Genomic DNA, 24,413 nt, shown 5'->3' with positions numbered 1-24,413 from the left:
GCTGGACTGCGGACAGGCGCGGGATGTGTTAGGAAAACGCATAACAACGATGGCGATGAAAAAGTTGCTCATAGCGTCGCTGCTGTTTAGCAGCGCCACCGTTTACGGTGCAGACGATTTCGTAGTGAAGGACATTCATTTCGAAGGTCTCCAGCGAGTCGCCGTCGGCGCGGCTCTGCTCAGCATGCCCGTACGTGTCGGTGATACCATTTCTGACGATGACGTCAGAAACACCATTCGCTCTCTGTTCGCCACCGGCAACTTTGAAGATGTTCAGGTTCTGCGTGATGGAACAACCCTGATTGTTCAGGTGAAAGAGCGTCCGACCATTGCCAGCATCACTTTCTCCGGCAACAAAGCGGTGAAAGAAGATCAGCTGAAGCAGAACCTTGAAGCTTCTGGTGTGCGCGTCGGTGAAGCACTCGACCGCACCACACTTTCTTCGATTGAGAAGGGCCTGGAAGACTTCTACTACAGCGTCGGTAAATACACCGCCAGCGTGAAAGCGATTGCGACACCGCTGCCCCGTAACCGCGTGGATCTGAAATTCGTCTTCCAGGAAGGCGTGTCTGCTCAGATTCAGCAGATCAACATCGTTGGCAACAAAGCCTTTAGCTCTGACGAATTGATCTCGCGCTTCTCACTGCGTGATGAAGTGCCATGGTGGAACGTGGTTGGCGATCGTAAATACCAGAAACAAAAGCTGGCCGGGGATCTTGAGACCCTGCGTAGCTTCTATCTGGATCGCGGTTATGCGCGCTTCAACATCGATTCCACTCAGGTGAGCCTGACGCCAGATAAAAAAGGCATCTACATCACTGTGAACATCAACGAAGGCGATCAGTATAAGATTGCCGGCGTGATCGTGAACGGCAGCATGGCGGGCCACTCTGCGGAAATCGAAAAGATGACGCGTATTCCATCGGGTGAGCTGTACAACGGCACCAAAGTTACCCAGATGGAAGACGACATCAAAAAACTGCTGGGTCGTTATGGCTATGCCTATCCGCGTGTGGTGACACAGCCGGAAATTAACGATGCAGACAAAACCGTTAAACTGCATATCAATGTGGATGCCGGTAACCGTTATTACGTGCGCAAAGTGCGCTTCGAAGGTAATGATACGTCAAAAGATTCCGTACTGCGCCGTGAGATGCGTCAGATGGAAGGCGCATGGTTGGGCAGCGACCTGGTTGACCAGGGTAAAGAGCGTCTGAACCGTACCGGTTACTTTGAAACCGTCGATGTGGACACGCAGCGTGTGCCAGGTTCTCCGGACCAGGTGGATGTAGTTTATAAGGTTAAAGAACGTAACACCGGTACCTTCAACTTTGGTGTGGGTTACGGTACTGAAAGTGGCGTCAGCTTCCAGGTAGGTGTGACCCAGGAAAACTGGCTCGGCACCGGTAATACCGTTGGCATCAGCGGTACCAAAAACGATTACCAGACCTATGCTGAATTCTCACTGACCGATCCGTATTTCACGGTCGACGGTGTGAGCCTGGGTGGTCGTGTCTTCTATAACGACTTCAAAGCGGATGATGCTGACCTGTCTGACTACACCAACAGAAGTTATGGTGTGGATGGCACTTTGGGCTTCCCGGTTAATGAAAACAACACATTGCGTGTCGGCCTGGGTTATGTACATAACGATCTGTCCAACATGCAGCCGCAGGTTGCGATGTGGCGTTATCTGGACTCGGTTGGACGCCATCAGGGTCTGAATGATGATGGTGATTTCTCTGCAGATGACTTCACCTTCAACTACGGTTGGACGTATAACACGCTGGACCGTGGATTCTTCCCAACCAAGGGTAACCGTACCAACCTGAACGGCAAAGTGACCATTCCGGGTTCCGACAACGCCTTCTACAAAGCGACGTTGGATAGCCAGCAGTACGTGCCACTGAACCGTGATGGCACCTGGGTGGTGCTGGGACGTGGCCGTGTCGGATATGGTGACGGGCTCGGTGGAAAAGAGATGCCGTTCTATGAGAACTTCTACGGCGGTGGTTCAAGTACGGTTCGTGGCTTCCAGTCCAATACCATTGGTCCGAAAGCGGCTTATCTGAACGATCACTCCTCCACCTGTAACCTGACGGATGCCAATGGCGTCTGTAAGTCAGATGATGCGGTGGGTGGTAACGCGATGGCTATTGCCAGCCTTGAGCTGATCACGCCAACGCCGTTCCTGAGCGAGAAATACGCTAACTCAGTCCGTACTTCGGTGTTTATGGATGCCGGTACCGTCTGGGATACCAAATGGCAGAACACTGCAGAAACCCGTGCGGCGGGCATTCCGGACTACAGCGATCCGAATAACATTCGTGTCTCTGCGGGTGTCGCCCTGCAATGGATGTCGCCATTAGGTCCGCTGGTATTCTCATATGCTCAGCCGATGAAGAAAGTCGAGGGAGACAAGTCAGAGCAGTTCCAGTTTAACATTGGTAAAACCTGGTAAGGCTCTGAACAAGGAAGTGAAAATACCGTCTTGCATCCGTGTCGCGCTCTGTCGTGACACGCTGCAAACACACACGTCGAGGTAAGGAGTTTATAGTGAAAAAGTTGTTCTGTGCTGCTGCTCTGGGTGTTGCTTTAGCTGCTTCTGCGGGTGCCCAGGCGGCCGATAAAATCGCCGTCGTGAACCTGAGCCAGGTATTCCAGCAGTCTCCGCAGCGTGCCGCTGTTGCTAAACAGCTTGAGGGCGAGTTCTCAAGCCGTGCTTCTGACCTCCAGGCGCAGCAGCAGAAAATCCAGGGTGAAATCCAGGATCTGCAGCGCAATGCGTCAACCATGAAGGCCAGCGACCGTACCAAGAAAGAGAAGCAGATTGCTTCTGAGCGTGCTGCTTTTGAACAGAAAGCGCAGGCTTTCGACAAAGACAACCAGACTCGTCAGATGCAGGAGCGTAACAAGCTGCTGGCTAAAATCCAGACCGCTGTTCAGTCTGTAGCGAAAAGCGATGGTTACGATCTGGTGCTGGATTCTCAGGCCGTTCTATACTCTTCTGCTGATGCTAAAGACATTACTGCTGACGTTGTAAAACAGGTTAAATAATCGATGTCATCAATTCGACTGGCTGATTTAGCCCAGCAGTTGGATGCAGAATTGCACGGAGATGGCGATATCGCCATCTCCGGCATTGCTTCTATGCAATCCGCCACCACTGGTCAAATCACTTTTCTTGCAAACAGCCGCTACCGCGAGCAGCTCGCTCATATCCAGGCTTCAGCCGTGGTGCTGACGGAAGCGGATCTGGAGTGGTGTAAAACCGCTGCCCTGGTGGTGAAAAATCCTTACTTAACGTACGCTCGCATGGCACAACTGCTGGACACAACGCCGCAGCCCGCGCAGAATATCGCGCCCAGTGCGGTGATCGATCCGACAGCGACGCTGGGTAAGAACGTTTCGGTGGGCGCGAATGCGGTGATCGAGTCTGGCGTTGAGCTGGGCGACGACGTCGTGATTGGCGCAGGATGTTTTGTCGGTAAGCAGACGCGTATCGGTCGCGGCTCACGTTTGTGGGCTAACGTGACGATTTACCATGAGATCGAGATTGGTCAGGATTGTCTGATTCAGTCGGGTACCGTGATCGGTGCCGATGGTTTCGGGTATGCTAACGACCGTGGCAATTGGGTGAAAATTCCACAGCTGGGAACCGTGGTAATTGGTGATCGCGTTGAAATTGGTGCTTGTACCACCATCGATCGCGGTGCACTGGATAACACTCTGATCGGCAATGGTGTTATCATAGACAACCAGTGTCAGATTGCGCACAACGTTGTGATTGGAGATAACACGGCCGTTGCGGGCGGTGTGATCATGGCGGGTAGTCTGAAGATTGGACGTTATTGTATGATTGGCGGCGCCAGCGTCATTAACGGCCATATGGAAATCTGTGACAAAGTGACCGTAACGGGCATGGGCATGGTAATGCGCCCGATCACAGAGCCTGGGGTATACTCATCGGGTATCCCACTGCAACCCAATAAAACCTGGCGTAAAACGGCAGCGCTGGTGATGAATATCGATGAAATAAGCAAACGCTTAAAAGCCATCGAACGTAAGGTCGGCAAAGACGACTAAACGCATCGCTCGCGACCCGCTTTCATAATAAAGCAGCGTGCCTTCTTGCGACTTCGGCTTACCCCGAATGCGTGTGAGGAGGTCTCTCAGGAAAGCGTTACGCCACCGAACTGATTTGCGGCCTGCGGAGGATCATTTTGATCTGTGCAGGCCGTGTTATTATTGCCATCAGATTTTTTAGGACAGGAAGAGTATTTTGACAACTGAAACGCATACTCTGAAAATCGAAGAGATTTTAGAACTGCTGCCGCACCGCTATCCGTTCTTGCTGGTTGACCGCGTGCTGGAATTTGAAGAGCATAAATATCTGCGTGCGGTGAAGAACGTTTCTGTTAATGAACCGTTTTTCCAGGGACACTTCCCTGGTAAGCCGATTTTCCCAGGCGTTCTGATTCTGGAAGCAATGGCGCAGGCAACCGGTATTCTGGCGTTCAAAAGCGTTGGAAAACTGGAACCCGGCGAGCTGTACTACTTCGCCGGTATCGACGAAGCCCGCTTCAAACGTCCAGTGGTACCGGGCGATCAGATGATCATGGAAGTGACCTTCGAGAAAACTCGTCGTGGTCTGACGCGCTTCAAAGGCGTGGCAACTGTAGACGGCAAGATTGTCTGTGAAGCGACCATGATGTGTGCCCGTAGCCGGGAGGCATAATTAGTGATTGATTCAACCGCCAATATTCATCCCAGTTCCGTTATTGAAGAAGGTGCCGTCATCGGCGCCAATGTTCACATCGGCCCGTTCTGCTTTGTCGGCGCTAACGTGGAAATTGGTGAAGGTACGGTGCTCAAATCGCACGTGGTGGTGAACGGCCACACGCGTATCGGCAAAGACAATCAGATCTATCAGTTTGCTTCGATTGGTGAAGTGAACCAGGACCTGAAATATGCCGGTGAACCGACCCGTGTTGAAATCGGCGATCGCAACCGCATCCGCGAGAGTGTGACTATTCACCGTGGTACTACGCAGGGTGGCAACCTCACTAAAGTCGGCAGTGATAACCTGCTGATGGTCAATGCGCATATCGCGCATGATTGCGTCATTGGTAACCGTTGCATCTTTGCCAACAACGCCACGCTGGGTGGCCATGTCACCGTGGATGATTTCGCGATTATCGGCGGGATGACGGCAGTCCACCAGTGGTGCACCATTGGTGCACACGTGATGGTTGGCGGTTGTTCAGGCGTCGCGCAGGATGTCCCACCGTACGTTATTGCGCAGGGTAACCACGCGACCCCGTTCGGTATCAACATCGAAGGCCTCAAACGCCGTGGCTTTAGCAAAGAAGCACTGCACGCGATTCGCAATGCGTACAAACTGCTGTATCGCAGTGGTAAAACGCTGGATGAAGTGAAACCAGAGATTGAAGAGCTGGCAAAACAACACAGCGAAGTGCAGCCTTTCTATGACTTCTTTGCCCGTTCGACGCGTGGATTGATTCGTTAATCCATGTCAGTGCGTCCCTTAACGATTGCCCTGGTCGCCGGAGAAACCTCCGGCGATATTCTTGGTGCAGGTCTTATCCGTGCGCTCAAAGCGCGTCATCCTGATGCCCGCTTTGTCGGCGTTGCCGGTCCGCTGATGCAGGCCGAAGGCTGTGAAGTCTGGTATGAGATGGAAGAGCTGGCGGTGATGGGCATTGTTGAAGTGCTCGGCCGCTTGCGCCGCTTGCTGAAAATTCGCAAGGATTTAACGCAGCGCTTCACCGAACTCAAGCCTGATGTCTTCGTCGGCATTGATGCGCCAGATTTCAATATCACATTGGAAGGCAGCCTGAAGCGCGCAGGAATTCGCACCATTCATTACGTCAGTCCTTCCGTCTGGGCGTGGCGACAAAAACGCGTGTTCAAAATTGGCCGCAACACCAACCTGGTATTGGCGTTTCTGCCGTTTGAAAAAGCGTTTTACGATCGATTCAACGTACCTTGCCGCTTTATCGGCCACACCATGGCAGATGCCATGCCGCTGCAGCCAGACAAATCTGCGGCGCGACGTGAGTTAGGCATCGCGGAGGATGCGATCTGTCTGGGCTTGCTGCCGGGTAGCCGTGGTGCAGAAGTGGAAATGCTGAGTGCGGATTTCTTGCGTGCGGCGCAGTTATTGCGTCAGCGTTATCCCGCGCTGGAAATCGTGGTGCCGCTGGTCAATGCCAAACGCCGCGAACAGTTTGAACAGATTAAAGCTGAAGTGGCGCCCGAGCTACCGATGCATTTGCTGGATGGCAAAGGCCGTCAGGCGATGATCGCCAGCGATGCGGCGATTCTCGCATCCGGCACTGCTGCGCTGGAGTGCATGCTGGCGAAGTGTCCGATGGTGGTCGGTTACCGCATGAAACCCTTTACCTTCTGGCTGGCGAAGCGTTTGGTGAAAACGCCTTACGTTTCACTGCCCAATCTGCTGGCGGGTCGGGAGTTGGTCAAAGAGCTGTTGCAGGAAGAGTGCCAGCCAGAGGCACTGGCGGCTGCGCTGGAACCTCTGTTGCATGCCGGACCAGAGCGCGATGACCTGCTGAACACCTTCAACGAGTTGCATCAACAGATTCGCTGGAATGCTGATGAGCAAGCCGCGGACGCCGTACTGGAGATTGCCAATGACTGAGTTTATCTACCCAAACGCACAGCGCATTGCTGGCGTGGATGAAGTGGGGCGAGGTCCGCTGGTAGGCGCCGTTGTCACCGCAGCAGTCATCCTCGACCCCGCGAATCCGATTAAAGGGCTGGCCGACTCAAAGAAGCTTTCCGAAAAGCGTCGGCTGGCGCTGTATGACGAGATCAAAGAGAAAGCGCTAGCCTGGAGCCTCGGCCGGGCGGAGCCTGAAGAGATTGACCAACTCAACATTCTGCACGCCACTATGCTGGCGATGCAGCGTGCGGTAGCGGGTCTGCCTGTTACGCCTGATTTTGTGTTGATCGATGGCAACCGTTGTCCGGCATTGCCCATGCCATCGCAGGCGGTGGTGAAGGGCGATAGCCTGGTACAAGAGATCAGTGCAGCCTCGATCATCGCGAAAGTCACGCGCGATCGTGAAATGGCCGAGCTGGATCTGTTGTTCCCGGAATATGGATTTGCCCAGCACAAAGGCTACCCAACTGCGTTGCATATGGAAAAATTGACGCAGTTTGGTGCCACGCCACATCATCGCCGCAGCTTTGCCCCGGTGCGAAATGCCCTGATTGATGCTGATGTGCTGGCCGCGCGTCAGCCGACTGCGCTTTAATAGCCTGACGCTGTTTTAATCGGAAACTGATATGGCTGAACCTCGTTTTATACATCTGCGCGTACACAGCGACTATTCGATGGTCGATGGCCTGGCGAAAACTAAGCCATTGGTCAAGAAGGCGGCTGCGCTGGGTATGCCGGCGATTGCGATTACCGATTACATCAACCTTTGCGGGTTGGTGCGTTTTTACGGCAGTGCGCACGATGCAGGCATCAAACCGATTATTGGTGCGGATTTCCACGTCGCCAGCGAGTTGATGGGCGATGAGCTGACACAACTCACGGTCCTTGCCGCCAACAACACCGGTTATCAGAACCTTACGTTGTTAATTTCGCGTGCTTATCAGCGTGGATATGGCATTGCCGGACCGATTATTGACCGTGACTGGCTGGTCGAACTGGGTGAAGGCATCATTCTGCTCTCCGGTGGACGCAAGGGCGATGTTGGCCGCAGTCTACTGCGCGGCAACAGTGCGCTGGTGTCGCAGTGCCTCAGTTTCTATCAGGAACATTTCCCCAATCGTTATTACCTCGAGCTGACGCGTACCGGACGCGCCGATGAAGAGGCTTACCTGCATGCTGCCGTTGAGTTAGCGATTGCCGAAGGTGTGCCGGTGGTGGCCACCAACGAAGTCTGTTTCCTCAACGAAGAAGATTTTGACGCCCATGAAATTCGCGTGGCGATTCATGATGGCTTCACGCTGGACGATCCAAAACGCCCACGTCATTACAGTCCTCAGCAATATATGCGCAGCGAAGAGGAGATGTGCGAGCTGTTCTCGGACATCCCGGAAGCGCTGGAAAACAGCGTAGAGATTGCTAAGCGTTGTAACGTCACGGTACGCCTGGGTGAATACTTCCTGCCGCAATTCCCCACCGGGGAAATGACGACTGAAGATTTCCTCGTCATGAAGTCTCGTGAAGGGCTGGAAGAGCGTCTGGAATTCCTGTTCCCGGATGACAAGGTGCGTGCAGAGAAGCGGCCAGAATATGATGAACGTCTTGAGATTGAACTCAACGTTATCAACCAGATGGGCTTCCCTGGCTACTTCCTGATCGTGATGGAGTTTATCCAGTGGTCGAAGGATAACGGTATCCCGGTTGGGCCGGGCCGTGGTTCGGGTGCAGGCTCTCTGGTCGCGTATGCGCTGAAAATCACTGACCTCGACCCGCTGGAATTTGATCTGCTGTTCGAACGCTTCCTCAACCCGGAACGTGTCTCAATGCCTGACTTCGACGTCGATTTCTGCATGGAGAAGCGCGATCAGGTGATCGATCACGTTGCCGAGATGTATGGGCGCGAAGCGGTTTCGCAAATCATCACCTTCGGTACCATGGCGGCGAAAGCGGTTATCCGCGACGTAGGACGTGTGCTGGGTCATCCGTATGGCTTTGTGGATCGCATCTCCAAATTGATCCCGCCGGATCCCGGCATGACGCTGGAAAAAGCCTTTGAAGCCGAACCGCAGCTGCCGGAAATCTACGAGGCAGATGAAGAGGTCAAAGCGCTAATCGATATGGCGCGCAAGCTGGAAGGTGTCACACGTAACGCCGGTAAACACGCCGGTGGGGTGGTTATCGCACCGACCAAAATCACTGATTTTGCGCCGCTTTACTGTGATGAGAATGGCCAATTCCCGGTAACCCAGTTTGATAAAAATGATGTGGAATACGCCGGCCTGGTGAAGTTTGACTTCCTCGGCTTGCGCACGCTGACCATCATTGACTGGGCGCTGAAGATGATTAACCCGCGCCGCGCCAAAGAAGGGTTGGAGCCGATTGATATCGCCGCCATCCCGCTGGATGACAAGAAAAGCTTCGATATGCTGCAACGCTCGGAAACCACAGCGGTTTTCCAGCTTGAATCACGCGGCATGAAAGATCTGATCAAGCGTCTGAAGCCGGACTGCTTTGAAGATATGATTGCACTGGTGGCACTGTTCCGCCCGGGACCGCTGCAATCGGGCATGGTTGATAACTTCATTGACCGTAAGCACGGCCGTGAAGAAATTTCGTACCCGGATATTCAGTGGCAGCACGAAACCCTGAAGCCGGTACTGGAACCCACCTACGGCATCATCCTGTATCAGGAACAGGTGATGCAGATCGCTCAGGTGCTGTCGGGTTATACCCTGGGTGGCGCGGATATGCTGCGCCGTGCAATGGGTAAAAAGAAACCCGAAGAGATGGCCAAACAACGTTCGGTGTTCCAGGACGGTGCAGAAAGAATGGGTGTTGACGGTGAACTCTCGATGAAGATCTTCGATCTGGTAGAGAAGTTTGCGGGTTATGGCTTTAACAAGTCGCACTCGGCAGCCTATGCTTTAGTGTCTTACCAGACGCTGTGGCTGAAAGCGCACTACCCGGCAGAATTTATGGCAGCAGTAATGACCGCCGATATGGACAACACCGAGAAGGTCGTTGGCCTGGTGGATGAGTGCTGGCGCATGGGCCTGAAAGTGCTGCCGCCCGATATCAACTCCGGCTTGTATCCGTTCCATGTGAATGATGAAGGCGAAATCGTCTATGGTATCGGCGCCATTAAAGGCGTGGGTGAAGGGCCGATTGAAGCCATCATCGAAGCACGTAACGAAGGCGGCTACTTCAAAGAGCTGTTTGATCTCTGCGCTCGCACCGACACGAAAAAGATTAACCGTCGTGTGATGGAAAAACTGATCATGTCGGGAGCTTTTGATCGCCTCGGTCCGCATCGTGCAGCCTTGATGAGCGCGCTCAGCGATGCATTGAAAGCTGCGGATCAGCACGCAAAAGCGGAAGCGACCGGACAAGCAGATATGTTTGGCGTGCTGGCCGAAGAGCCTGAACAGGTGGAGAAGTCATACACCAACATCACGCCATGGCCGGAACAGATTCAACTGGACGGTGAGCGTGAGACGCTGGGTTTGTATCTCACCGGCCACCCAATTAATCAGTATCTTAAAGAAATTGATCGCTACGTTGGCGGTATGCGCCTGAAGGACATGCATCCGACGGATCGTGGTAAAGTAACCATCGCGGCGGGGCTGGTGATTGCCGCTCGCGTGATGGTCACGAAACGCGGCAACCGAATTGGTATTTGTACTCTCGACGATCGCTCTGGTCGTCTGGAAGTGATGTTATTTACCGATGCGTTAGATAAATACCAGCAGTTGCTGGAGAAAGACCGTATCCTGATCGTCAGTGGACAGGTCAGCTTTGATGACTTTAGCGGTGGCCTTAAAATGACCGCTCGAGAAGTGATGGACATCGACGAAGCGCGGGAAAAATACGCGCGCGGACTTGCTATCTCGCTGACGGACAGGCAAATTGATGACCAGCTTTTAAACCGTCTCCGCCAGTCTCTGGAGCCTCATCGCTCCGGGACCATTCCGGTGCATCTCTATTATCAGAGAGCAGATGCGCGGGCGAAGCTGCGCTTTGGTGCAGCGTGGCGTATTTCGCCCAGCGATCGTTTACTCAACGATTTGCGGTCGTTAGTAGGATCGGAGCAGGTGGAACTGGAGTTTGACTAAAACAGGAACATTATGAGTCTTAATTACCTGGATTTTGAACAGCCAATCGCAGAACTGGAAGCGAAAATCGACTCGCTGAAGTCAATTGGCCGTTCGGATGAGAAACACGATATTAATCTGGATGAAGAAGTGCAGCGTCTGCGCGAAAAAAGCGTTGAGCTGACCCGTAAAATCTTCTCCGATTTAGGTGCATGGCAGGTTGCGCAGCTCGCGCGTCACCCGCTGCGCCCTTACACGCTGGACTATGTCCGCAACGCGTTTGATGATTTCGATGAGTTGGCTGGCGACCGCGCTTATGCCGATGACAAAGCGATTGTCGGCGGTATTGCCCGTCTTGATGGTCGTCCGGTGATGGTCATTGGCCATCAGAAAGGCCGTGAAACCAAAGAGAAAATCCGTCGTAACTTCGGTATGCCAGCACCAGAAGGCTATCGTAAAGCGCTGCGACTGATGGAAATGGCTGAACGCTTCAAAATGCCACTGATCACCTTCATCGACACCCCGGGTGCATACCCTGGTGTGGGCGCCGAAGAGCGTGGACAATCAGAAGCCATCGCACGCAACCTGCGTGAAATGTCAGGTCTGAAAATTCCGGTCATTTGTACCGTGATTGGCGAAGGCGGTTCCGGTGGTGCGCTGGCAATTGGCGTGGGCGACAAAGTGAACATGCTGCAGTACAGCACCTACTCGGTGATTTCACCGGAAGGCTGTGCTTCTATTCTGTGGAAAAGCGCTGATAAAGCGCCATTGGCTGCGGAAGCGATGGGCATCACCGCCGATCGCCTGAAAGAGCTGAAGCTGATCGACTCGATCATCCCTGAACCATTGGGCGGCGCGCATCGTCAACCAGTGGATATGGCGGCAAGCTTGAAAAAGCAACTGCTGGCGGATCTGGCCGATCTCGACGTGTTGAGCACGGAAGAGCTGCTTAACCGTCGTTATCAGCGCCTGATGAGCTATGGCTACGCGTAAGCCAGCCTGTGCATGAAGAGAAGCGGACTCCGGTCCGCTTTTTTTATGCCCGCTGATTACCGAGCGAGATCGTTCAGACGGCTATGCATTGGGCAGTAAAGAGAATCTAATCAGCCAAAAAAACCTTTTTATTATCAAGGTGCCCATTCAATCATGAACTCACCTGAATATTGAGTGGGATCAAACAGACGACGATGAATTGGGCAGCCATGAAGCTCTAACCGGCCAGAGAAGGCTAGCCCGAAGAGCAAAGGGTCCGAGCCACGAATGGCCCGGCCGATCTGCATGGATGCGTTATTCCTTTGCGATCGGGCTGGCCTTTTCTGGCCCTGGCACCCAATTGACAGCAATCCCCCCTAAACAACAAGACTCCCATTAACAACGCATTCCAGAACATTCACCTCTCACTTTTCGCTATCCTTATTCAGTGCCATAACACCACAGGAGGTGAGCATTGAATATTATCGCGATCATGGGACCGCACGGCGCGTTCTACAAAGATGAACCGATTCGTGAACTGGACGCAGCCCTCAAGCTGCAAGGGTTCCAGACCGTCTATCCCAACAATGCCAGCGACCTGCTGAAACTGATAGAACACAACCCGCGTATCTGCGGCGTGGTTTTTGACTGGGACGATTACAGTCTGGCGCTGTGTAGCGACATCAACCAGCTCAACGAATATCTGCCGCTGTATGCCTTTATTAACACCCATTCGCAGATGGATGTCAGCATTAACGAAATGCGCATGGCGCTGCAATTCTTTGAGTACGCGCTCAATGCCGCTGACGACATCGCATTGCACATTCGGCAGTACACCGATGAGTACATCGATAAAATCATGCCGCCGCTCACCAAGGCGCTGTTCACCTATGTGAAAGAGGGCAAATACACCTTCTGTACGCCAGGCCACATGGGCGGCACCGCCTTCCAGAAAAGCCCGGTGGGCAGCCTGTTCTATGACTTCTTCGGTGCAAACACGCTCAAGGCGGATGTCTCCATCTCCGTCACCGAACTGGGGTCTCTGCTCGATCACACCGGCCCGCACCTCGAAGCAGAAGAGTATGTGGCACGTACTTTTGGCGCTGAACAAAGCTATATGGTGACCAATGGCACCTCAACCTCGAACAAAATTGTTGGGATGTATGCCGCGCCGGCAGGTAGCACGGTATTGATCGATCGTAACTGCCACAAATCACTCACCCATCTGCTGATGATGAGCGACATCATCCCGATTTGGCTCAAGCCGACGCGTAATGCGCTGGGCATTTTAGGGGGGATCCCGCAGCGGGAATTCACACGCGACAGCATTCAGCAGAAAGTTAATCAGACACCACGCGCCAGTTGGCCGGTGCATGCCGTCATCACCAACTCCACTTACGATGGCCTGTTGTATAACACCCAGTACATCAAAGAGACGCTGGATGTGCCGTCGATTCATTTCGATTCGGCTTGGGTGCCTTATACCAACTTTCATCCCATCTACAGCGGCAAAAGTGGTATGAGCGGGGAGCGTATTCCCGGCAAAGTGATTTATGAAACGCAGTCGACGCACAAACTGCTGGCGGCGTTTTCGCAGGCCTCGCTGATTCACATCAAAGGTGATTACGACCACGACACCTTTAATGAAGCCTACATGATGCACACCACCACATCGCCGAGTTACGCGATTGTCTCATCGATTGAAACGGCGGCGGCGATGCTGCGCGGTAATCCGGGAAAGCGATTAATCAATCGCTCAGTTGAGCGCGCTTTGCACTTCCGTCGTGAGATTCAGCGACTGCGTGAAGAGTGCGATGGCTGGTTCTTCGACATCTGGCAGCCTGAGCAGATCGATGAAGCTGAGTGCTGGCCGATCCAGCCAGGCGAAGAGGACTGGCATGGATTCACCCATGCCGATCGTGATCACATGTACCTCGATCCGATCAAAGTCACCATCCTGACACCCGGAATGAGTGAATTGGGGAAAATGGCGGATGAAGGCATTCCGGCGGCGCTGGTGGCGAAGTTCCTCGATCAGCGCGGCGTGGTGGTAGAGAAGACCGGGCCGTACAATTTGCTGTTCCTGTTCAGCATCGGCATCGATAAAACCAAAGCCATGAGCGTGTTGCGTGGTCTGACTGAATTCAAACGCGCCTACGATCTTAATTTGCGGGTGAAAAACATGCTGCCGGATCTCTATGCCGAAGACCCCGACTTCTATCGCAATATGCGTATCCAGACATTGGCGCAGGGCATTCATAATCTGATTCGACAACACGATCTGCCACGCCTGATGCTTAAGGCTTTCGACGTTTTACCTGAATCAAAAATGACGCCGCATCAGGCCTTCCAGCGCCAGGTACTGGGGCAAGTCGAAACCGTCGATATCCGTGAGTTAGTGGGCCGGGTCTCTGCCAACATGATTCTGCCTTATCCACCGGGCGTGCCGTTGGTGATGCCGGGCGAGATGATCACGGAGGAGAGTCGCGCGGTGCTCGATTTTCTGCTGATGCTCTGCACGATTGGACGGCACTATCCTGGATTTGAAACCGATATCCATGGTGCAATGCTCACCGATGATGGGCGCTATCTGGTGCGCGTGCTCTGTGAGGAAAACAGCCGTTAACTTCGGACAATTGCCTCTTTTCAGCGCGCTACCGAGCACGTAGGCTTAGCGGCTGATTCTTTAGGAGCCGCTATGCTGCAGATAAAACAGATCCACCACATTGCCATTATTGCCACCGATTATCAGCGCAGTAAGGCGTTTTACTGTGACGTGTTAGGTTTTGATTTGCTGGGTGAGTATTACCGCGCCGAGCGTGATTCGTGGAAAGGCGATCTGGGACTGAACGGGGTTTATACCATCGAACTGTTCTCGTTCCCCTCGCCGCCGCCACGCGTCAGTGGGCCGGAAGCCTGCGGTCTGCGTCATCTGGCGTTTTGTGTTGATGATGTTGAACAGTCGATTGCCGCGTTGGCTGCGAAAGGCGTGGTGTGCGAACCCATCCGCATTGATGCCCTGACTGGCAAAGCGTGCACTTTCTTTCCGGATCCAGACGGTTTGCCGCTGGAGCTGTATCAAGCGTAAACTAGCCACCGCTGCGGGCCGCAATCAGGCGGTTCGCGTTGACGGATTACGCTATGTCCTTTTCCCATCTTGCTTCGTTACTGAAACCCGACGCCCGCTGTGTGCTGGCGTTCAGTGGCGGGTTGGATTCCACCGTACTGCTGCATCAGCTGGTGAGCTGGCAACGCCTGATGCCACAGCTGCAGGTGCGCGCGTTGCACGTCCATCATGGATTAAGCCCAAATGCGGAGCGCTGGGCGTCACATTGCCTGCAAATCTGTCAGCAGTGGCAGATTCCCTGCGAAGTGTTGCGCGTTCAGGTGGATGGTCGTGTAAAGGGCATTGAGGCGGCGGCCCGTGAAGCACGCTATCAGGCGCTGTTTCAACAGCTGCAACCCGGTGAGCACTTACTTACGGCTCAGCACCTTGACGATCAGTGTGAAACGCTGTTGTTGGCGTTAAAAAGGGGCAGTGGTCCAGCAGGATTGGCGGCGATGCCCATCCAGCGTCAGGTAAGAAAACATTCGCACCTGCGCCCGTTGCTGGATATCAGTCGTCAGCAACTCGAAACCTATGCGACGGAGCACCGCTTACGCTGGATCGAGGATGAAAGTAACGCCGACAGCCGCTATGACCGTAATTTTCTTCGTCAGGACATTCTGCCGTTGCTGCAGACGCGCTGGCCACATTTTAGCGCCGCCAGCGCCCGCAGTGCCGCGTTGTGTGGTGAGCAGGAACAATTGCTGGATGAACTGCTGGCAGAACAGTTGGCCCAGCTCACTGATGAACAGGGCGCACTGCATTTTCCGCCATTACTGACGATGAGCGAAGCGCGGCGCCATGCGCTTTTGCGTCGCTGGATTGCACAGCAGGGCGGCGCGATGCCTTCACGTGATGCCTTAAAACGTATCACCGATGAAGTGATGTGTAGCCGTGAAGATGCCAATCCCAGCCTGAGTTTTGCTGCCTTTACACTCCGCCGGTATCGACAGCGGCTGTATTGGCTTAACGCGCATGCATCGCTGAGTCAGCACTCGCTAACCTGGCATGATCGTGAACAGCTGCTGCGGCTGCCCGAGAATTTAGGCGTATTACAGGCAAACCCGGCGATCGCCACCTTGCGTCATCCCACCGAGGACGAATCGATCAACGTTCGTTTTCAGGCCAGCGGCTATTATCATCTGCTGGGCCGCGCCGGAGGCCGCGAGATAAAAAAATTGTGGCAGGAATTAGGTGTGCCACCCTGGCAGCGGGAGCGTATCCCCTTGATTTACTACAACCAGACGCTGATCTGTGCACCGGGAATCTTTGTCACCCACGAAGGTGCGGTCAGTCATGAGCAAGGCTGGCAAGCGATCTGGTTACAACAACAATAAGATGGAGAGCAATGATGAAACACTGGATGGCGGCAGCATTGCTGGCCGCAGCGTTGCCGGCTTTTGCCGACGGCGATGTGAATGCAGGCGCGCAAAAAGCAGCAACCTGCCTGGCGTGTCATGGTGCGGAAGGGAAAAGTGCTGTGCCGCTTTATCCCAATCTTGCCGGGCAACATGCGCCTTACCTGCTGCACTCCTTGCAGGCATATAAAAAAGGGGAGCGTAGCGGTGGTCAGGCAGAAGTGATGAAAGCGTTTGTGGCAGGATTGAGCGATCAGGATATGGAAGATTTATCGGCGTATTACAGTTCGCTGAAGCCGTAAGCGAGGGGGGCGGGATAGCATTCCCGCCCGAATGTGGTAGTTATTCGTCTTCGCTAACGATGACGGTGCCCAGCTCGGGATGACTGAAGCTGGCGATATGGTCAAGACGCAGTTCGCGGGTTTCACCGGAGAGATCGACCGTCAGGTACTCCACGTTTTTACGTGAGACCATGTCAACGGCTTTCGCCTTAAGCTGATCGCCGTTTTTTAACTCCAAAGACAGCGTCCAGTGTTTGGTGCAGGCGAGCTCGAGGCTATCGTAGTCATCGCAGTTGATGGGTTTGTAGGCTTCATTCGTCAACATAGTCGCTCACCAATAAGTTAGCAGCAGCATAAGCTGCTTGTTCCCTGACAGAAGAGTTTAGCGCAGAATTAGCGGCAATATCGTTGAGTGCGTTTAGCGCGCAACCTATCGCGTCTGGCACATACCCCAGGTCGCCACTGCCGATTTCGGCATACTTCTGGCGAACTAACTCACAATACTTTTGCACATACACCTCCTCAGCAGAGCTTAAATACTCTGGTTGATAAGCGACTATATCACAGGATTTTCATGGAAATCAGCCAGGGGAAGCCGCGATCTGTACAAAGAAAAGTGTAAAAGTGACACACAGCGCTGGCCTTAAGCAGGAAGGTGGCGCACAAAAGGTTAAGTTGATGAACAGGTTATTCCGCGACACAACATCGTTCTTAAAGGCAGGTGACAGATGATCGTGCTGTCGCGTTCAGTTTCACTTGCAGACAACGAGGTCGAGCTCAGTGCCATTCGTGCACAAGGTGCGGGCGGGCAGCATGTGAATAAAACGTCTACTGCTATCCATCTGCGTTTTGATATCCATGCCTCTTCGCTGCCACCGTTCTACAAGGAACGCCTATTGGCTGCGAGCCACCATTTGATTACGGCAGAAGGCGTGGTTATCATCAAATCTCAGGAGTATCGCAGCCAGGAAATGAATCGCGAGGCGGCCCTGCAGCGGCTGATCAATCTGATTCGTGAGTTAACCACGGTGGAAAAAACCCGGCGGGCGACACGACCCACGCGTGCATCTAAAGAGCGGCGGCTCGAGGGGAAATCACGGCGCAGTAATGTGAAAGCGATGCGGGGAAAAGTGCAATGAAAAACGCCTCCAGCTGGAGGCGTTTTAGTCTTACTTGTTCAGCGCTTTTGCCAGGAACTCGACAATATCGTGTTGTTTGATCATTTGCTTCTCGCTGGATGAACGCGACTTGTACTCGATCTCTTCGTTATCGAGGTTACGGTCACCGATGACGATAGTATGTGGCACGCCAATCAGTTCCATATCAGCGAACATCACGCCTGGGCGCTCTTTGCGGTCATCCAGAATCACATCAATGCCTTTGGCACGCAGCTGGCTGTAAAGCTCTTCAGCCAACTCTTTCACACGGAACGATTTCTGCATGTTCATTGGCAAAATCGCCACTTCGAACGGTGCCAGCGCGGCTGGCCAGATGATGCCGCGTTCGTCATGGTTCTGCTCAATGGCCGCGGCGACAACACGGGTGATACCAATGCCGTAGCAACCCATGGTCATGATCTGGTTGCGGCCCTCTTCACCCTGTACTGCCGCTTTCATTGCGTCAGAGTACTTGGTACCCAGCTGGAAGATGTGACCGACTTCGATACCACGTTTGATTTGCAGCGTGCCTTTGCCATCCGGGCTTGGATCGCCTTCAACCACGTTACGGATATCTTCTACGCGCGCTTCTGGCAGATCGCGCAGCCAGTTGATGCCGGCAAAGTGCTGACCATCAATGTTGGCGCCTGCAGAGAAATCGCTCATCTTGGCAACGGTGCGGTCAGCAATCACAGGCATGCTTAGACCAACCGGGCCGATAGAACCAAAACCTGCGCCAACGGCGGCGCGAATCGCTTCTTCACTGCCCATCTCCAGCGGAGAGGCAACGATATCCAGATGCTCGGCTTTGATTTCGTTGAGTTCATGATCGCCGCGAACCAACAAGGCAACCAGCGCATGGCCGCTCTCTTCCGCACCTTTCACAATCAGCGTTTTCACGGTTTTTTCTACCGGGATCTGATGTTGCTCAACCAATTCGGCAATCGTTTTGGCATTTGGCGTCGCGAACTGCGTCATCGCCTGAGTCGCAGCCGGACGTTCGCCCGCTGGCGCCAGTGCTTCGGCTTTTTCGATGTTAGCGGCGTAATCGGATTCGCTGGAGAAGATCACATCATCTTCACCGCTCTGCGCCAGCACCTGGAATTCGTGAGAGCCGCTACCGCCAATCGAACCGGTATCCGCTTGCACCGCACGGAAATCCAGCCCCATACGGCTGAAGCTCTGGCTGTAAGCGCGATACATCGCATCATAGGTTTCCTGTAAGGATTCCTGTGAGGTGTGGAAGGAGTATGCATCTTTCATGATGAACTCACGTGAGCGCATCACACCAAAACGAGGGCGCACTTCGTCACGGAATTTGGTCTGGATTTGATACAGATTCAGCGGCAGTTGCTTGTACGAGCTCAGCTCGTTGCGGATCAAATCGGTGACCACTTCTTCGTGAGTTGGACCCAACACGAACGGACGCTCGTGGCGATCTTTAATGCGCAGCAGTTCTGGGCCGTACTGCTCCCAACGGCCGCTCTCTTCCCATAAATCGGCAGGCTGAACCACCGGCATGGAGATCTCAATCGCACCCGCGTTGTTCATCTCTTCGCGTACGATGTTTTCAACTTTTCGCAGCACGCGAACACCGGTCGGCAGCCAGGTATAAAGACCAGAAGCCAGTTTACGGATCATACCGGCGCGCAGCATCAGCTGGTGGCTGATCACTTCCGCATCGGATGGCGTCTCTTTCAGAGTAGAGAGCAGATATTGAGTAGTACGCATTGATTACGATTCCAGTTGTACGGAAGGACACGGACAAAAAATTTTCTGGCGGCTAGTGTACCAGCGAGATCATTCACTCAAAAGCTTGTTTTAGCGTGGATCGAGAGCGATCACTTCTGTGCCGATCTCATCGATACGCCAGCGCACGTTAAAGTCGAGTAGCCAGGCAGCATACTCACGATCTTCCGCTTCACCTTTACGGTAAGCGGGGCGAGGATCCTGCGCTAAAACGTCAGCGATAAAACGTGCCAGATGGGGATAGTTGTTCTGCTGCTGGATTTGGTTTTGCGCCAGAGCGGAGAAACGCACGGGCATGGTGGCATCCGGTGCGCTCTGCGCGAAGCCGGCGCGGGCATCGGGCAGGGCTTCAGCAAACGGCAGGTAGGGTTTGATATCGACTACCGGTGTGCCATCGACTAAATCCAGACTACCGAGTTGCAGAATCACCTGCTGCTTTTCACATCGAATGCCTTTCAATTCGACCAGCGACATGCCGATGGGGTTAGGGCGAAAGGTGGATCGGGTGGCGAAGACTCCCATGCGTGCGTTGCCGCCTAAGCGAGGAGGGCGCACGGTTGGGCGCCAACCGCCTTCCATGGTCTGATGGAAAACAAACAGCACCCAAAGATGGCTGAAGGCTTCAAGCCCGCGCACCGCTTCTGGCTGATTATAAGGCGGCAGGAGATGCAACTCGCCGCCGCCATCCTGAACTAGCCCAGGCTGGCGCGGTACGGCAAATTTTTCTTTCCACGGCGAACGAATGACGCCGATTTGCGCAAAGGCAAAATCACTCATTGATTGGAAACTTTCAGTGCTGAGCCCTGGCAAATCGCCTGACGATAACAGCCCGGCGTGCTGGTGACGATTTCGCATTTATGCAGCAATATCGCGTTCGCTTTCATCCCGGCTGCTTTAATCTGCAGGCGCTTACGCGCGGTATTGATATTCGGTGGCGAATCCTGGCTGCTGCTTTGGCAATCATCGGCAGAGACTTCGCCCAGATCGCGGAACGGATTACTGACCAGATCGGTGGCATCGGTATAAATTTTTACCGGTGCAGGACGTGGAGCAGGCTTACGTTCTGGTTCGCTGGATGATGGTTGCGGGCGGGCGGGAGCACTGCTTATTGGGTGATATTCACGGACACACCCGGTTAGCATCAATGCTAACAAGCAGAGCGGTAAAAAACGCATGGCAACATCCTCAGTAGTAAAAAGTGGCGTTATTGAAACAAGGACGGGATTAAATAACAAGTCAGCAAAAAGAAAGGGCGGCCGAAGCCGCCCTGGATGGCATCAAAGGCGAAAATTACCAGCCTTTAACTGCACCACCGTTGAAGATTTTGTTCGCGGCTTCAGAAACTTCATCAGACTGATATGCCTGAACAAATTTCTTCACGTTTTCCGCATCTTTATTATCTTCACGGCTAACGATCAGGTTCACGTAAGGAGAATCTTTATCTTCGACAAAGATGCCATCTTTCGCAGGTGTCAGGCCAATCTGGCTGGCGTAAGTGGTGTTAATCACCGCCAGCGCAATCTGCTGATCGTCCAGTGAACGTGGAAGCTGTGGCGCTTCCAGCTCAACAATCTTCAGGTTTTTAGGGTTCTCAACAATATCCAGAGAGGTTGGCAGCAGGCCCACGCCATCTTTCAGTTTGATCAGGCCGACTTTCTGCAGCAGCAGCAGTGAACGACCGAGGTTGGTTGGATCGTTAGGAATCGCAACCTGTGCACCGTTTTGCAGTTCATCCAGTGATTTGATTTTCTTTGAATAGCCAGCAATCGGATAAACGAAGGTGTTACCCACTGGCACAAGCTTATAGCCACGGTCTTTGATCTGCTGATCCAGATAAGGCTTATGCTGGAAGGCGTTAACATCGATATCGCCTTTGCTTAATGCTTCGTTCGGCAGCACGTAATCGTTAAAGGTCACCAGCTCAACATCCAGACCGTATTTCTCTTTAGCGACCTTCACTGCGGTTTCAGCAACCTGCTGCTCAGCACCGACAATCACACCCACTTTGATGTGGTTTGGGTCTTTAGCTTTCTGATCGCATCCTGCCAGCGCAATTACGCCAATCAGAGCACCCACAGCGGCAATCTTTTTAAATGTGAAAGACATATCCCTTCCTTAATAGAGGACTATTGATGTTGTTTACTTATTTATGTGACACAGCACGGACAATGCGGTCGCCACAGAATTGAATGAGATACACCAGAACAACCAGCAAAATCAGCACAGTATTCATCACAGTGGCGTTATAACCAATGTAACCATACTGATAGCCAATCTGACCCAAGCCACCTGCGCCGACCGCGCCACCCATGGCGGAATAGCCGACCAGCGTAATCAGAGTAATTGTAGCGGCATTCACCAGACCAGGCAGGGCTTCTGGCAGCAGCACTTTACGTACGATCTGCAGGGGAGTCGCGCCCATCGCGCGTGAGGCTTCGATTAAACCGGTTGGCAACTCTAACAGCGCATTCTCGACCATGCGCGCAATGAAAGGTGCGGCGCCGACTGTCAGTGGCACGATTGCAGCCTGCAAACCAATGGAGGTGCCGACAATCATGCGCGTGAAAGGAATCATCCACACCAGTAATATAATGAAGGGGATTGAACGGAAGATATTCACCACCGCTGAGAGCACGCGATAGAGTGTGCCATTGGCCAGAATTTGCCCTGGGCGAGTGACATACAGCAGCACGCCGACGGGCAGGCCGAGTACAAAACCAAAGAAACCAGAGACGAAGGTCATCATCAGCGTTTCCCAGACGCCACGCGTCAGTAACCACAGCATCGCTTCAGACATAACCCAGTACCTCTACTTTCACATGATTTTCTTTCAGCCAGGCAATCGCTGCCTGTGTGTCTGTTTCACTGCCATCCATCTCGGCCAGCATGATGCCGAACTTCACGCCGCCGGCATAATCCATCTGGGCACTGATGATGTTGTTATTCACATTGAAGCGACGAGCAGCTTCTGACAGCAGCGGCGCATCTACTGATTTGCCGGTGAACTCCAGACGCAACAGCGGGACGCTTTCAGCTGTGGCTTGCGGTGTCATACGTTGCTGGTAATCGTCTGGGATATCCAGATGCAGCGTCGATTGAATGAATTGCTGAGCCAGTGGCGTTTTAGGATGTGAGAACACTTCACTGACGCTGTCTTTCTCAATCAGTTCGCCATTACTGATAACAGCAACCTGATCGCAGATGCGTTTCACCACATCCATCTCATGAGTGATCAGCAGAATAGTGATCCCCAGACGGCGGTTGATGTCTTTCAGTAACTCTAAGATGGAACGCGTGGTTGCTGGGTCGAGGGCGCTGGTGGCTTCGTCGCACAGCAAAACTTTTGGATTCGTGGCCAGCGCACGCGCAATCGCCACACGCTGTTTTTGTCCACCCGAAAGATTCGCAGGCCAGCTGTCGTGCTTGTCCGCCAGTCCAACTAACTCCAGCAGTTCAGTTACGCGGTTTTTAATCTGCTCACGTGACAGGTCGCCCAATTCAAGCGGCAGCGCAACGTTACCGGCTACGGTACGTGAGTTCATTAGATTGAAGTGCTGGAAAATCATGCCAATCTGACGGCGTGTCAGCGTCAGTTTTGAGGAGGAGAGGGCAGTCAAATCCTGACCATCAACCAGAACGCGTCCTGATGTTGGACGCTCAAGCAAGTTAACGCAGCGGATCAGCGTACTTTTACCGGCACCGGAAGAACCGATGACGCCATAAATCTGTCCAGCAGGCACATGCAGGCTGACGTTGGAAAGCGCCTGAATGGTGCGTGAACCTTGCTGGAACACTTTGGTAATGTTTTCGAGTTTAATCATTAGTTTAATAGTTATCGTGTTGCGTTGTCCGTGGTGTATCGGGTTTCACGCGATTGCGCTGCGTGAAATTTGGATGGATGTTAAGGCATCCAGACGGCTAAATCAATCGAAGTCATTCAATCTGCCATTCTCTCTATATATGCAATCATGCGATACTGTGCGGCATTATTTGCAGCAGGAGTTTCTACGTGTCGAATAAAGTCCCCGCTATTTTCCTGGATCGTGATGGCACCCTGAATGTCGATCATGGTTATGTTCACGAAATCGATAATTTTGAATTCATCGATGGCACCATTGAAGCGTTACAGGTGCTAAAGAAGATGGGCTTCGCGCTGGTACTGGTGACCAACCAGTCCGGTATTGCGCGCGGCATGTTTACCGAAGACCAGTTTATGCAGCTCACCGAATGGATGGATTGGTCGCTGGCGGATCGTGATGTCGATCTTGATGGCATCTATTTCTGTCCTCATCTGCCAGATGCAACTGTAGAAGAGTATCGCCAGGTATGTGATTGCCGTAAGCCGCAGCCGGGTATGCTGCTCTCTGCGCAGAAGCATCTGAACATCGATATGACTGCTTCTTATATGGTAGGTGACAAAATAGAAGATATGCAGGCAGCTGCAGCAGCAGGTGTGGGCACGAAAGTGCTGGTGCGTACTGGTAAGCCGGTCACCGCTGAAGGCGAAAATGCAGCAGATTGGGTGCTTAACAGCCTGTCAGAGCTGCCTGGACGCATTAAAAAGGGCTGATTTAGGCGGTTTTGTGCAATTTTCAAGCGAACGAATAAAAACTTGAAAATTGCCCTTGCGCTTCCTCAGAACCTGCCTATAATGCGCCACCACTGAGACGGCAAAGCGGCAACGCAGGCGGCTCAGCAGGGAGTGAAGAAATTCATCCCGCCGGAGAAAAACGCTGAAAAAAGTGTTTGACTCTGAAGGAGGAAAGCGTAATATACGCCACCTCGCAACAGCAGCTTAAGGCGCTGATTGCACCGCTCTTTAACAATTTATCAGACAATCTGTGTGGGCACTCGCAGGATTGATATCAGCGTCTCCGGACGTAAAAAATATCAAGTCTCACGAGTGAACACATAATGAAATTCATTATGACGTTTTACAGATGAGCATCGCTGCACTTGTTGCAGCAAATCAAACTTTAAATTGAAGAGTTTGATC

At 53.1% G+C, this 24,413-nt stretch carries 23 protein-coding genes; 15 read left to right on the top strand and 8 right to left on the bottom strand.

The annotated features are described in order from the left end of the window. Positions 1–49 precede the first annotated feature (49 nt). From bamA to FD737_RS11030, 13 genes are all read left to right on the top strand, one after another. Complete coding sequence (bamA, locus tag FD737_RS11090) at positions 50–2,461, top strand: outer membrane protein assembly factor BamA (protein WP_058962063.1); 2,412 nt, start codon at positions 50–52, stop codon at positions 2,459–2,461. Between the two features lie 95 nt (positions 2,462–2,556). Then, positions 2,557–3,057 (top strand): OmpH family outer membrane protein, encoded by a 501-nt coding sequence (locus FD737_RS11085; protein ID WP_034829472.1) that lies wholly within the window; start codon positions 2,557–2,559, stop codon positions 3,055–3,057. Between the two features lie 3 nt (positions 3,058–3,060). Next, complete coding sequence (gene lpxD, locus FD737_RS11080; RefSeq protein ID WP_045813806.1) at positions 3,061–4,086, top strand: UDP-3-O-(3-hydroxymyristoyl)glucosamine N-acyltransferase; 1,026 nt, start codon at positions 3,061–3,063, stop codon at positions 4,084–4,086. Between the two features lie 196 nt (positions 4,087–4,282). Beyond that, positions 4,283–4,738 carry a 3-hydroxyacyl-ACP dehydratase FabZ gene (gene fabZ, locus FD737_RS11075; protein ID WP_013507953.1) on the top strand — a complete coding sequence of 152 codons (456 nt, stop codon included), beginning with the start codon at positions 4,283–4,285 and terminating at the stop codon, positions 4,736–4,738. Positions 4,739–4,741: 3 nt separating this feature from the next. Beyond that, positions 4,742–5,530, top strand: coding sequence for an acyl-ACP--UDP-N-acetylglucosamine O-acyltransferase (lpxA, locus tag FD737_RS11070; protein ID WP_034829465.1), 789 nt, complete (start codon positions 4,742–4,744; stop codon positions 5,528–5,530). Positions 5,531–5,533: 3 nt separating this feature from the next. Next, positions 5,534–6,682 carry a lipid-A-disaccharide synthase gene (gene lpxB, locus FD737_RS11065; protein WP_058962062.1) on the top strand — a complete coding sequence of 383 codons (1,149 nt, stop codon included), beginning with the start codon at positions 5,534–5,536 and terminating at the stop codon, positions 6,680–6,682. Further along, the gene (gene rnhB / locus FD737_RS11060) at positions 6,675–7,301 is read left to right on the top strand and encodes a ribonuclease HII (RefSeq protein ID WP_034829460.1); all 627 of its coding nucleotides are present in this window, start codon (positions 6,675–6,677) and stop codon (positions 7,299–7,301) included. The genes lpxB and rnhB overlap by 8 nt, the downstream gene beginning before the upstream one ends. A gap of 31 nt (positions 7,302–7,332) precedes the next feature. Continuing rightward, positions 7,333–10,815: a DNA polymerase III subunit alpha gene (dnaE, locus tag FD737_RS11055; RefSeq protein WP_097118391.1), complete on the top strand. Its 3,483-nt coding sequence runs from the start codon at positions 7,333–7,335 to the stop codon at positions 10,813–10,815. 12 nt (positions 10,816–10,827) lie between these two features. Then, positions 10,828–11,787, top strand: a complete 960-nt coding sequence (gene accA / locus FD737_RS11050; protein ID WP_034829454.1) for an acetyl-CoA carboxylase carboxyl transferase subunit alpha — start codon at positions 10,828–10,830, stop codon at positions 11,785–11,787. A gap of 454 nt (positions 11,788–12,241) precedes the next feature. Beyond that, a complete protein-coding gene (locus FD737_RS11045; protein WP_160833508.1) occupies positions 12,242–14,392 on the top strand; it encodes a lysine decarboxylase LdcC in 2,151 nt (716 codons plus the stop codon). Positions 14,393–14,464: 72 nt separating this feature from the next. Then, positions 14,465–14,854 carry a VOC family protein gene (locus FD737_RS11040; protein WP_058962058.1) on the top strand — a complete coding sequence of 130 codons (390 nt, stop codon included), beginning with the start codon at positions 14,465–14,467 and terminating at the stop codon, positions 14,852–14,854. A gap of 53 nt (positions 14,855–14,907) precedes the next feature. After that, positions 14,908–16,209, top strand: coding sequence for a tRNA lysidine(34) synthetase TilS (tilS, locus tag FD737_RS11035; protein WP_160833507.1), 1,302 nt, complete (start codon positions 14,908–14,910; stop codon positions 16,207–16,209). A 14-nt stretch (positions 16,210–16,223) separates the two neighbouring features. After that, entirely contained in the window at positions 16,224–16,532 is a 309-nt protein-coding gene (locus FD737_RS11030) for a cytochrome c (RefSeq protein WP_034829444.1), read from the top strand. Between the two features lie 40 nt (positions 16,533–16,572). On the opposite strand, the gene rof is transcribed toward FD737_RS11030, so the two are convergent. Further along, entirely contained in the window at positions 16,573–16,836 is a 264-nt protein-coding gene (gene rof / locus FD737_RS11025; RefSeq protein ID WP_038648888.1) for a Rho-binding antiterminator, read from the bottom strand. Further along, positions 16,823–17,023, bottom strand: a complete 201-nt coding sequence (locus tag FD737_RS11020) for a YaeP family protein (protein ID WP_013507964.1) — start codon at positions 17,021–17,023, stop codon at positions 16,823–16,825. Before FD737_RS11020 ends, rof begins: the two co-directional genes overlap by 14 nt. Positions 17,024–17,239: 216 nt before the next feature. Here FD737_RS11020 and arfB point away from each other — a divergent pair, with 216 nt between their 5' ends. Further along, entirely contained in the window at positions 17,240–17,650 is a 411-nt protein-coding gene (gene arfB / locus FD737_RS11015) for an alternative ribosome rescue aminoacyl-tRNA hydrolase ArfB (RefSeq protein WP_038648886.1), read from the top strand. Positions 17,651–17,680: 30 nt separating this feature from the next. Here arfB and proS read toward each other — a convergent pair whose 3' ends face one another. From proS to metN, 6 genes are all read right to left on the bottom strand, one after another. Continuing rightward, the gene (proS, locus tag FD737_RS11010; protein ID WP_097118395.1) at positions 17,681–19,399 is read right to left on the bottom strand and encodes a proline--tRNA ligase; all 1,719 of its coding nucleotides are present in this window, start codon (positions 19,397–19,399) and stop codon (positions 17,681–17,683) included. Between the two features lie 90 nt (positions 19,400–19,489). Then, positions 19,490–20,194, bottom strand: a complete 705-nt coding sequence (gene tsaA / locus FD737_RS11005) for a tRNA (N6-threonylcarbamoyladenosine(37)-N6)-methyltransferase TrmO (RefSeq protein WP_097118396.1) — start codon at positions 20,192–20,194, stop codon at positions 19,490–19,492. Further along, positions 20,191–20,592 carry an Rcs stress response system protein RcsF gene (rcsF, locus tag FD737_RS11000; protein ID WP_058962053.1) on the bottom strand — a complete coding sequence of 134 codons (402 nt, stop codon included), beginning with the start codon at positions 20,590–20,592 and terminating at the stop codon, positions 20,191–20,193. The genes tsaA and rcsF overlap by 4 nt, the downstream gene beginning before the upstream one ends. Positions 20,593–20,707: 115 nt before the next feature. Then, positions 20,708–21,523 (bottom strand): MetQ/NlpA family lipoprotein, encoded by an 816-nt coding sequence (locus tag FD737_RS10995; RefSeq protein ID WP_160833506.1) that lies wholly within the window; start codon positions 21,521–21,523, stop codon positions 20,708–20,710. A 37-nt stretch (positions 21,524–21,560) separates the two neighbouring features. After that, entirely contained in the window at positions 21,561–22,214 is a 654-nt protein-coding gene (locus FD737_RS10990) for a methionine ABC transporter permease MetI (protein ID WP_034829428.1), read from the bottom strand. Continuing rightward, positions 22,207–23,238, bottom strand: a complete 1,032-nt coding sequence (gene metN / locus FD737_RS10985) for a methionine ABC transporter ATP-binding protein MetN (protein WP_097118397.1) — start codon at positions 23,236–23,238, stop codon at positions 22,207–22,209. The genes FD737_RS10990 and metN overlap by 8 nt, the downstream gene beginning before the upstream one ends. 188 nt (positions 23,239–23,426) lie before the next feature. Between metN and gmhB the strand changes: the two genes are divergently transcribed. Continuing rightward, positions 23,427–23,987 (top strand): D-glycero-beta-D-manno-heptose 1,7-bisphosphate 7-phosphatase, encoded by a 561-nt coding sequence (gene gmhB, locus FD737_RS10980; RefSeq protein ID WP_097118398.1) that lies wholly within the window; start codon positions 23,427–23,429, stop codon positions 23,985–23,987. Positions 23,988–24,413 lie beyond the last annotated feature (426 nt).

The organism is Pantoea sp. Seng (assembly GCF_009829935.1).
GTDB classification, from domain to species: domain Bacteria; phylum Pseudomonadota; class Gammaproteobacteria; order Enterobacterales; family Enterobacteriaceae; genus Pantoea; species Pantoea communis.
Note: the sequence above shows the minus strand (reverse complement) of the source record. Positions and strands in the feature narration are given on the sequence as shown.

What these genes read in the sequence shown, in the direction of transcription:
- tilS (WP_160833507.1), top strand. Translation starts at nt 14,908, where the DNA reads ATGTCCTTTTCCCATCTTGCTTCGTTACTGAAACCCGACGCCCGCTGT.
- rof (WP_038648888.1), bottom strand. Translation starts at nt 16,836, where the DNA reads ATGTTGACGAATGAAGCCTACAAACCCATCAACTGCGATGACTACGAT.
- arfB (WP_038648886.1), top strand. Translation starts at nt 17,240, where the DNA reads ATGATCGTGCTGTCGCGTTCAGTTTCACTTGCAGACAACGAGGTCGAG.
- lpxB (WP_058962062.1), top strand. Translation starts at nt 5,534, where the DNA reads ATGTCAGTGCGTCCCTTAACGATTGCCCTGGTCGCCGGAGAAACCTCC.
- dnaE (WP_097118391.1), top strand. Translation starts at nt 7,333, where the DNA reads ATGGCTGAACCTCGTTTTATACATCTGCGCGTACACAGCGACTATTCG.
- FD737_RS11030 (WP_034829444.1), top strand. Translation starts at nt 16,224, where the DNA reads ATGAAACACTGGATGGCGGCAGCATTGCTGGCCGCAGCGTTGCCGGCT.
- tsaA (WP_097118396.1), bottom strand. Translation starts at nt 20,194, where the DNA reads ATGAGTGATTTTGCCTTTGCGCAAATCGGCGTCATTCGTTCGCCGTGG.
- proS (WP_097118395.1), bottom strand. Translation starts at nt 19,399, where the DNA reads ATGCGTACTACTCAATATCTGCTCTCTACTCTGAAAGAGACGCCATCC.
- bamA (WP_058962063.1), top strand. Translation starts at nt 50, where the DNA reads ATGGCGATGAAAAAGTTGCTCATAGCGTCGCTGCTGTTTAGCAGCGCC.
- rnhB (WP_034829460.1), top strand. Translation starts at nt 6,675, where the DNA reads ATGACTGAGTTTATCTACCCAAACGCACAGCGCATTGCTGGCGTGGAT.
- metN (WP_097118397.1), bottom strand. Translation starts at nt 23,238, where the DNA reads ATGATTAAACTCGAAAACATTACCAAAGTGTTCCAGCAAGGTTCACGC.
- lpxD (WP_045813806.1), top strand. Translation starts at nt 3,061, where the DNA reads ATGTCATCAATTCGACTGGCTGATTTAGCCCAGCAGTTGGATGCAGAA.
- accA (WP_034829454.1), top strand. Translation starts at nt 10,828, where the DNA reads ATGAGTCTTAATTACCTGGATTTTGAACAGCCAATCGCAGAACTGGAA.
- FD737_RS10995 (WP_160833506.1), bottom strand. Translation starts at nt 21,523, where the DNA reads ATGTCTTTCACATTTAAAAAGATTGCCGCTGTGGGTGCTCTGATTGGC.
- rcsF (WP_058962053.1), bottom strand. Translation starts at nt 20,592, where the DNA reads ATGCGTTTTTTACCGCTCTGCTTGTTAGCATTGATGCTAACCGGGTGT.
- FD737_RS11040 (WP_058962058.1), top strand. Translation starts at nt 14,465, where the DNA reads ATGCTGCAGATAAAACAGATCCACCACATTGCCATTATTGCCACCGAT.
- FD737_RS10990 (WP_034829428.1), bottom strand. Translation starts at nt 22,214, where the DNA reads ATGTCTGAAGCGATGCTGTGGTTACTGACGCGTGGCGTCTGGGAAACG.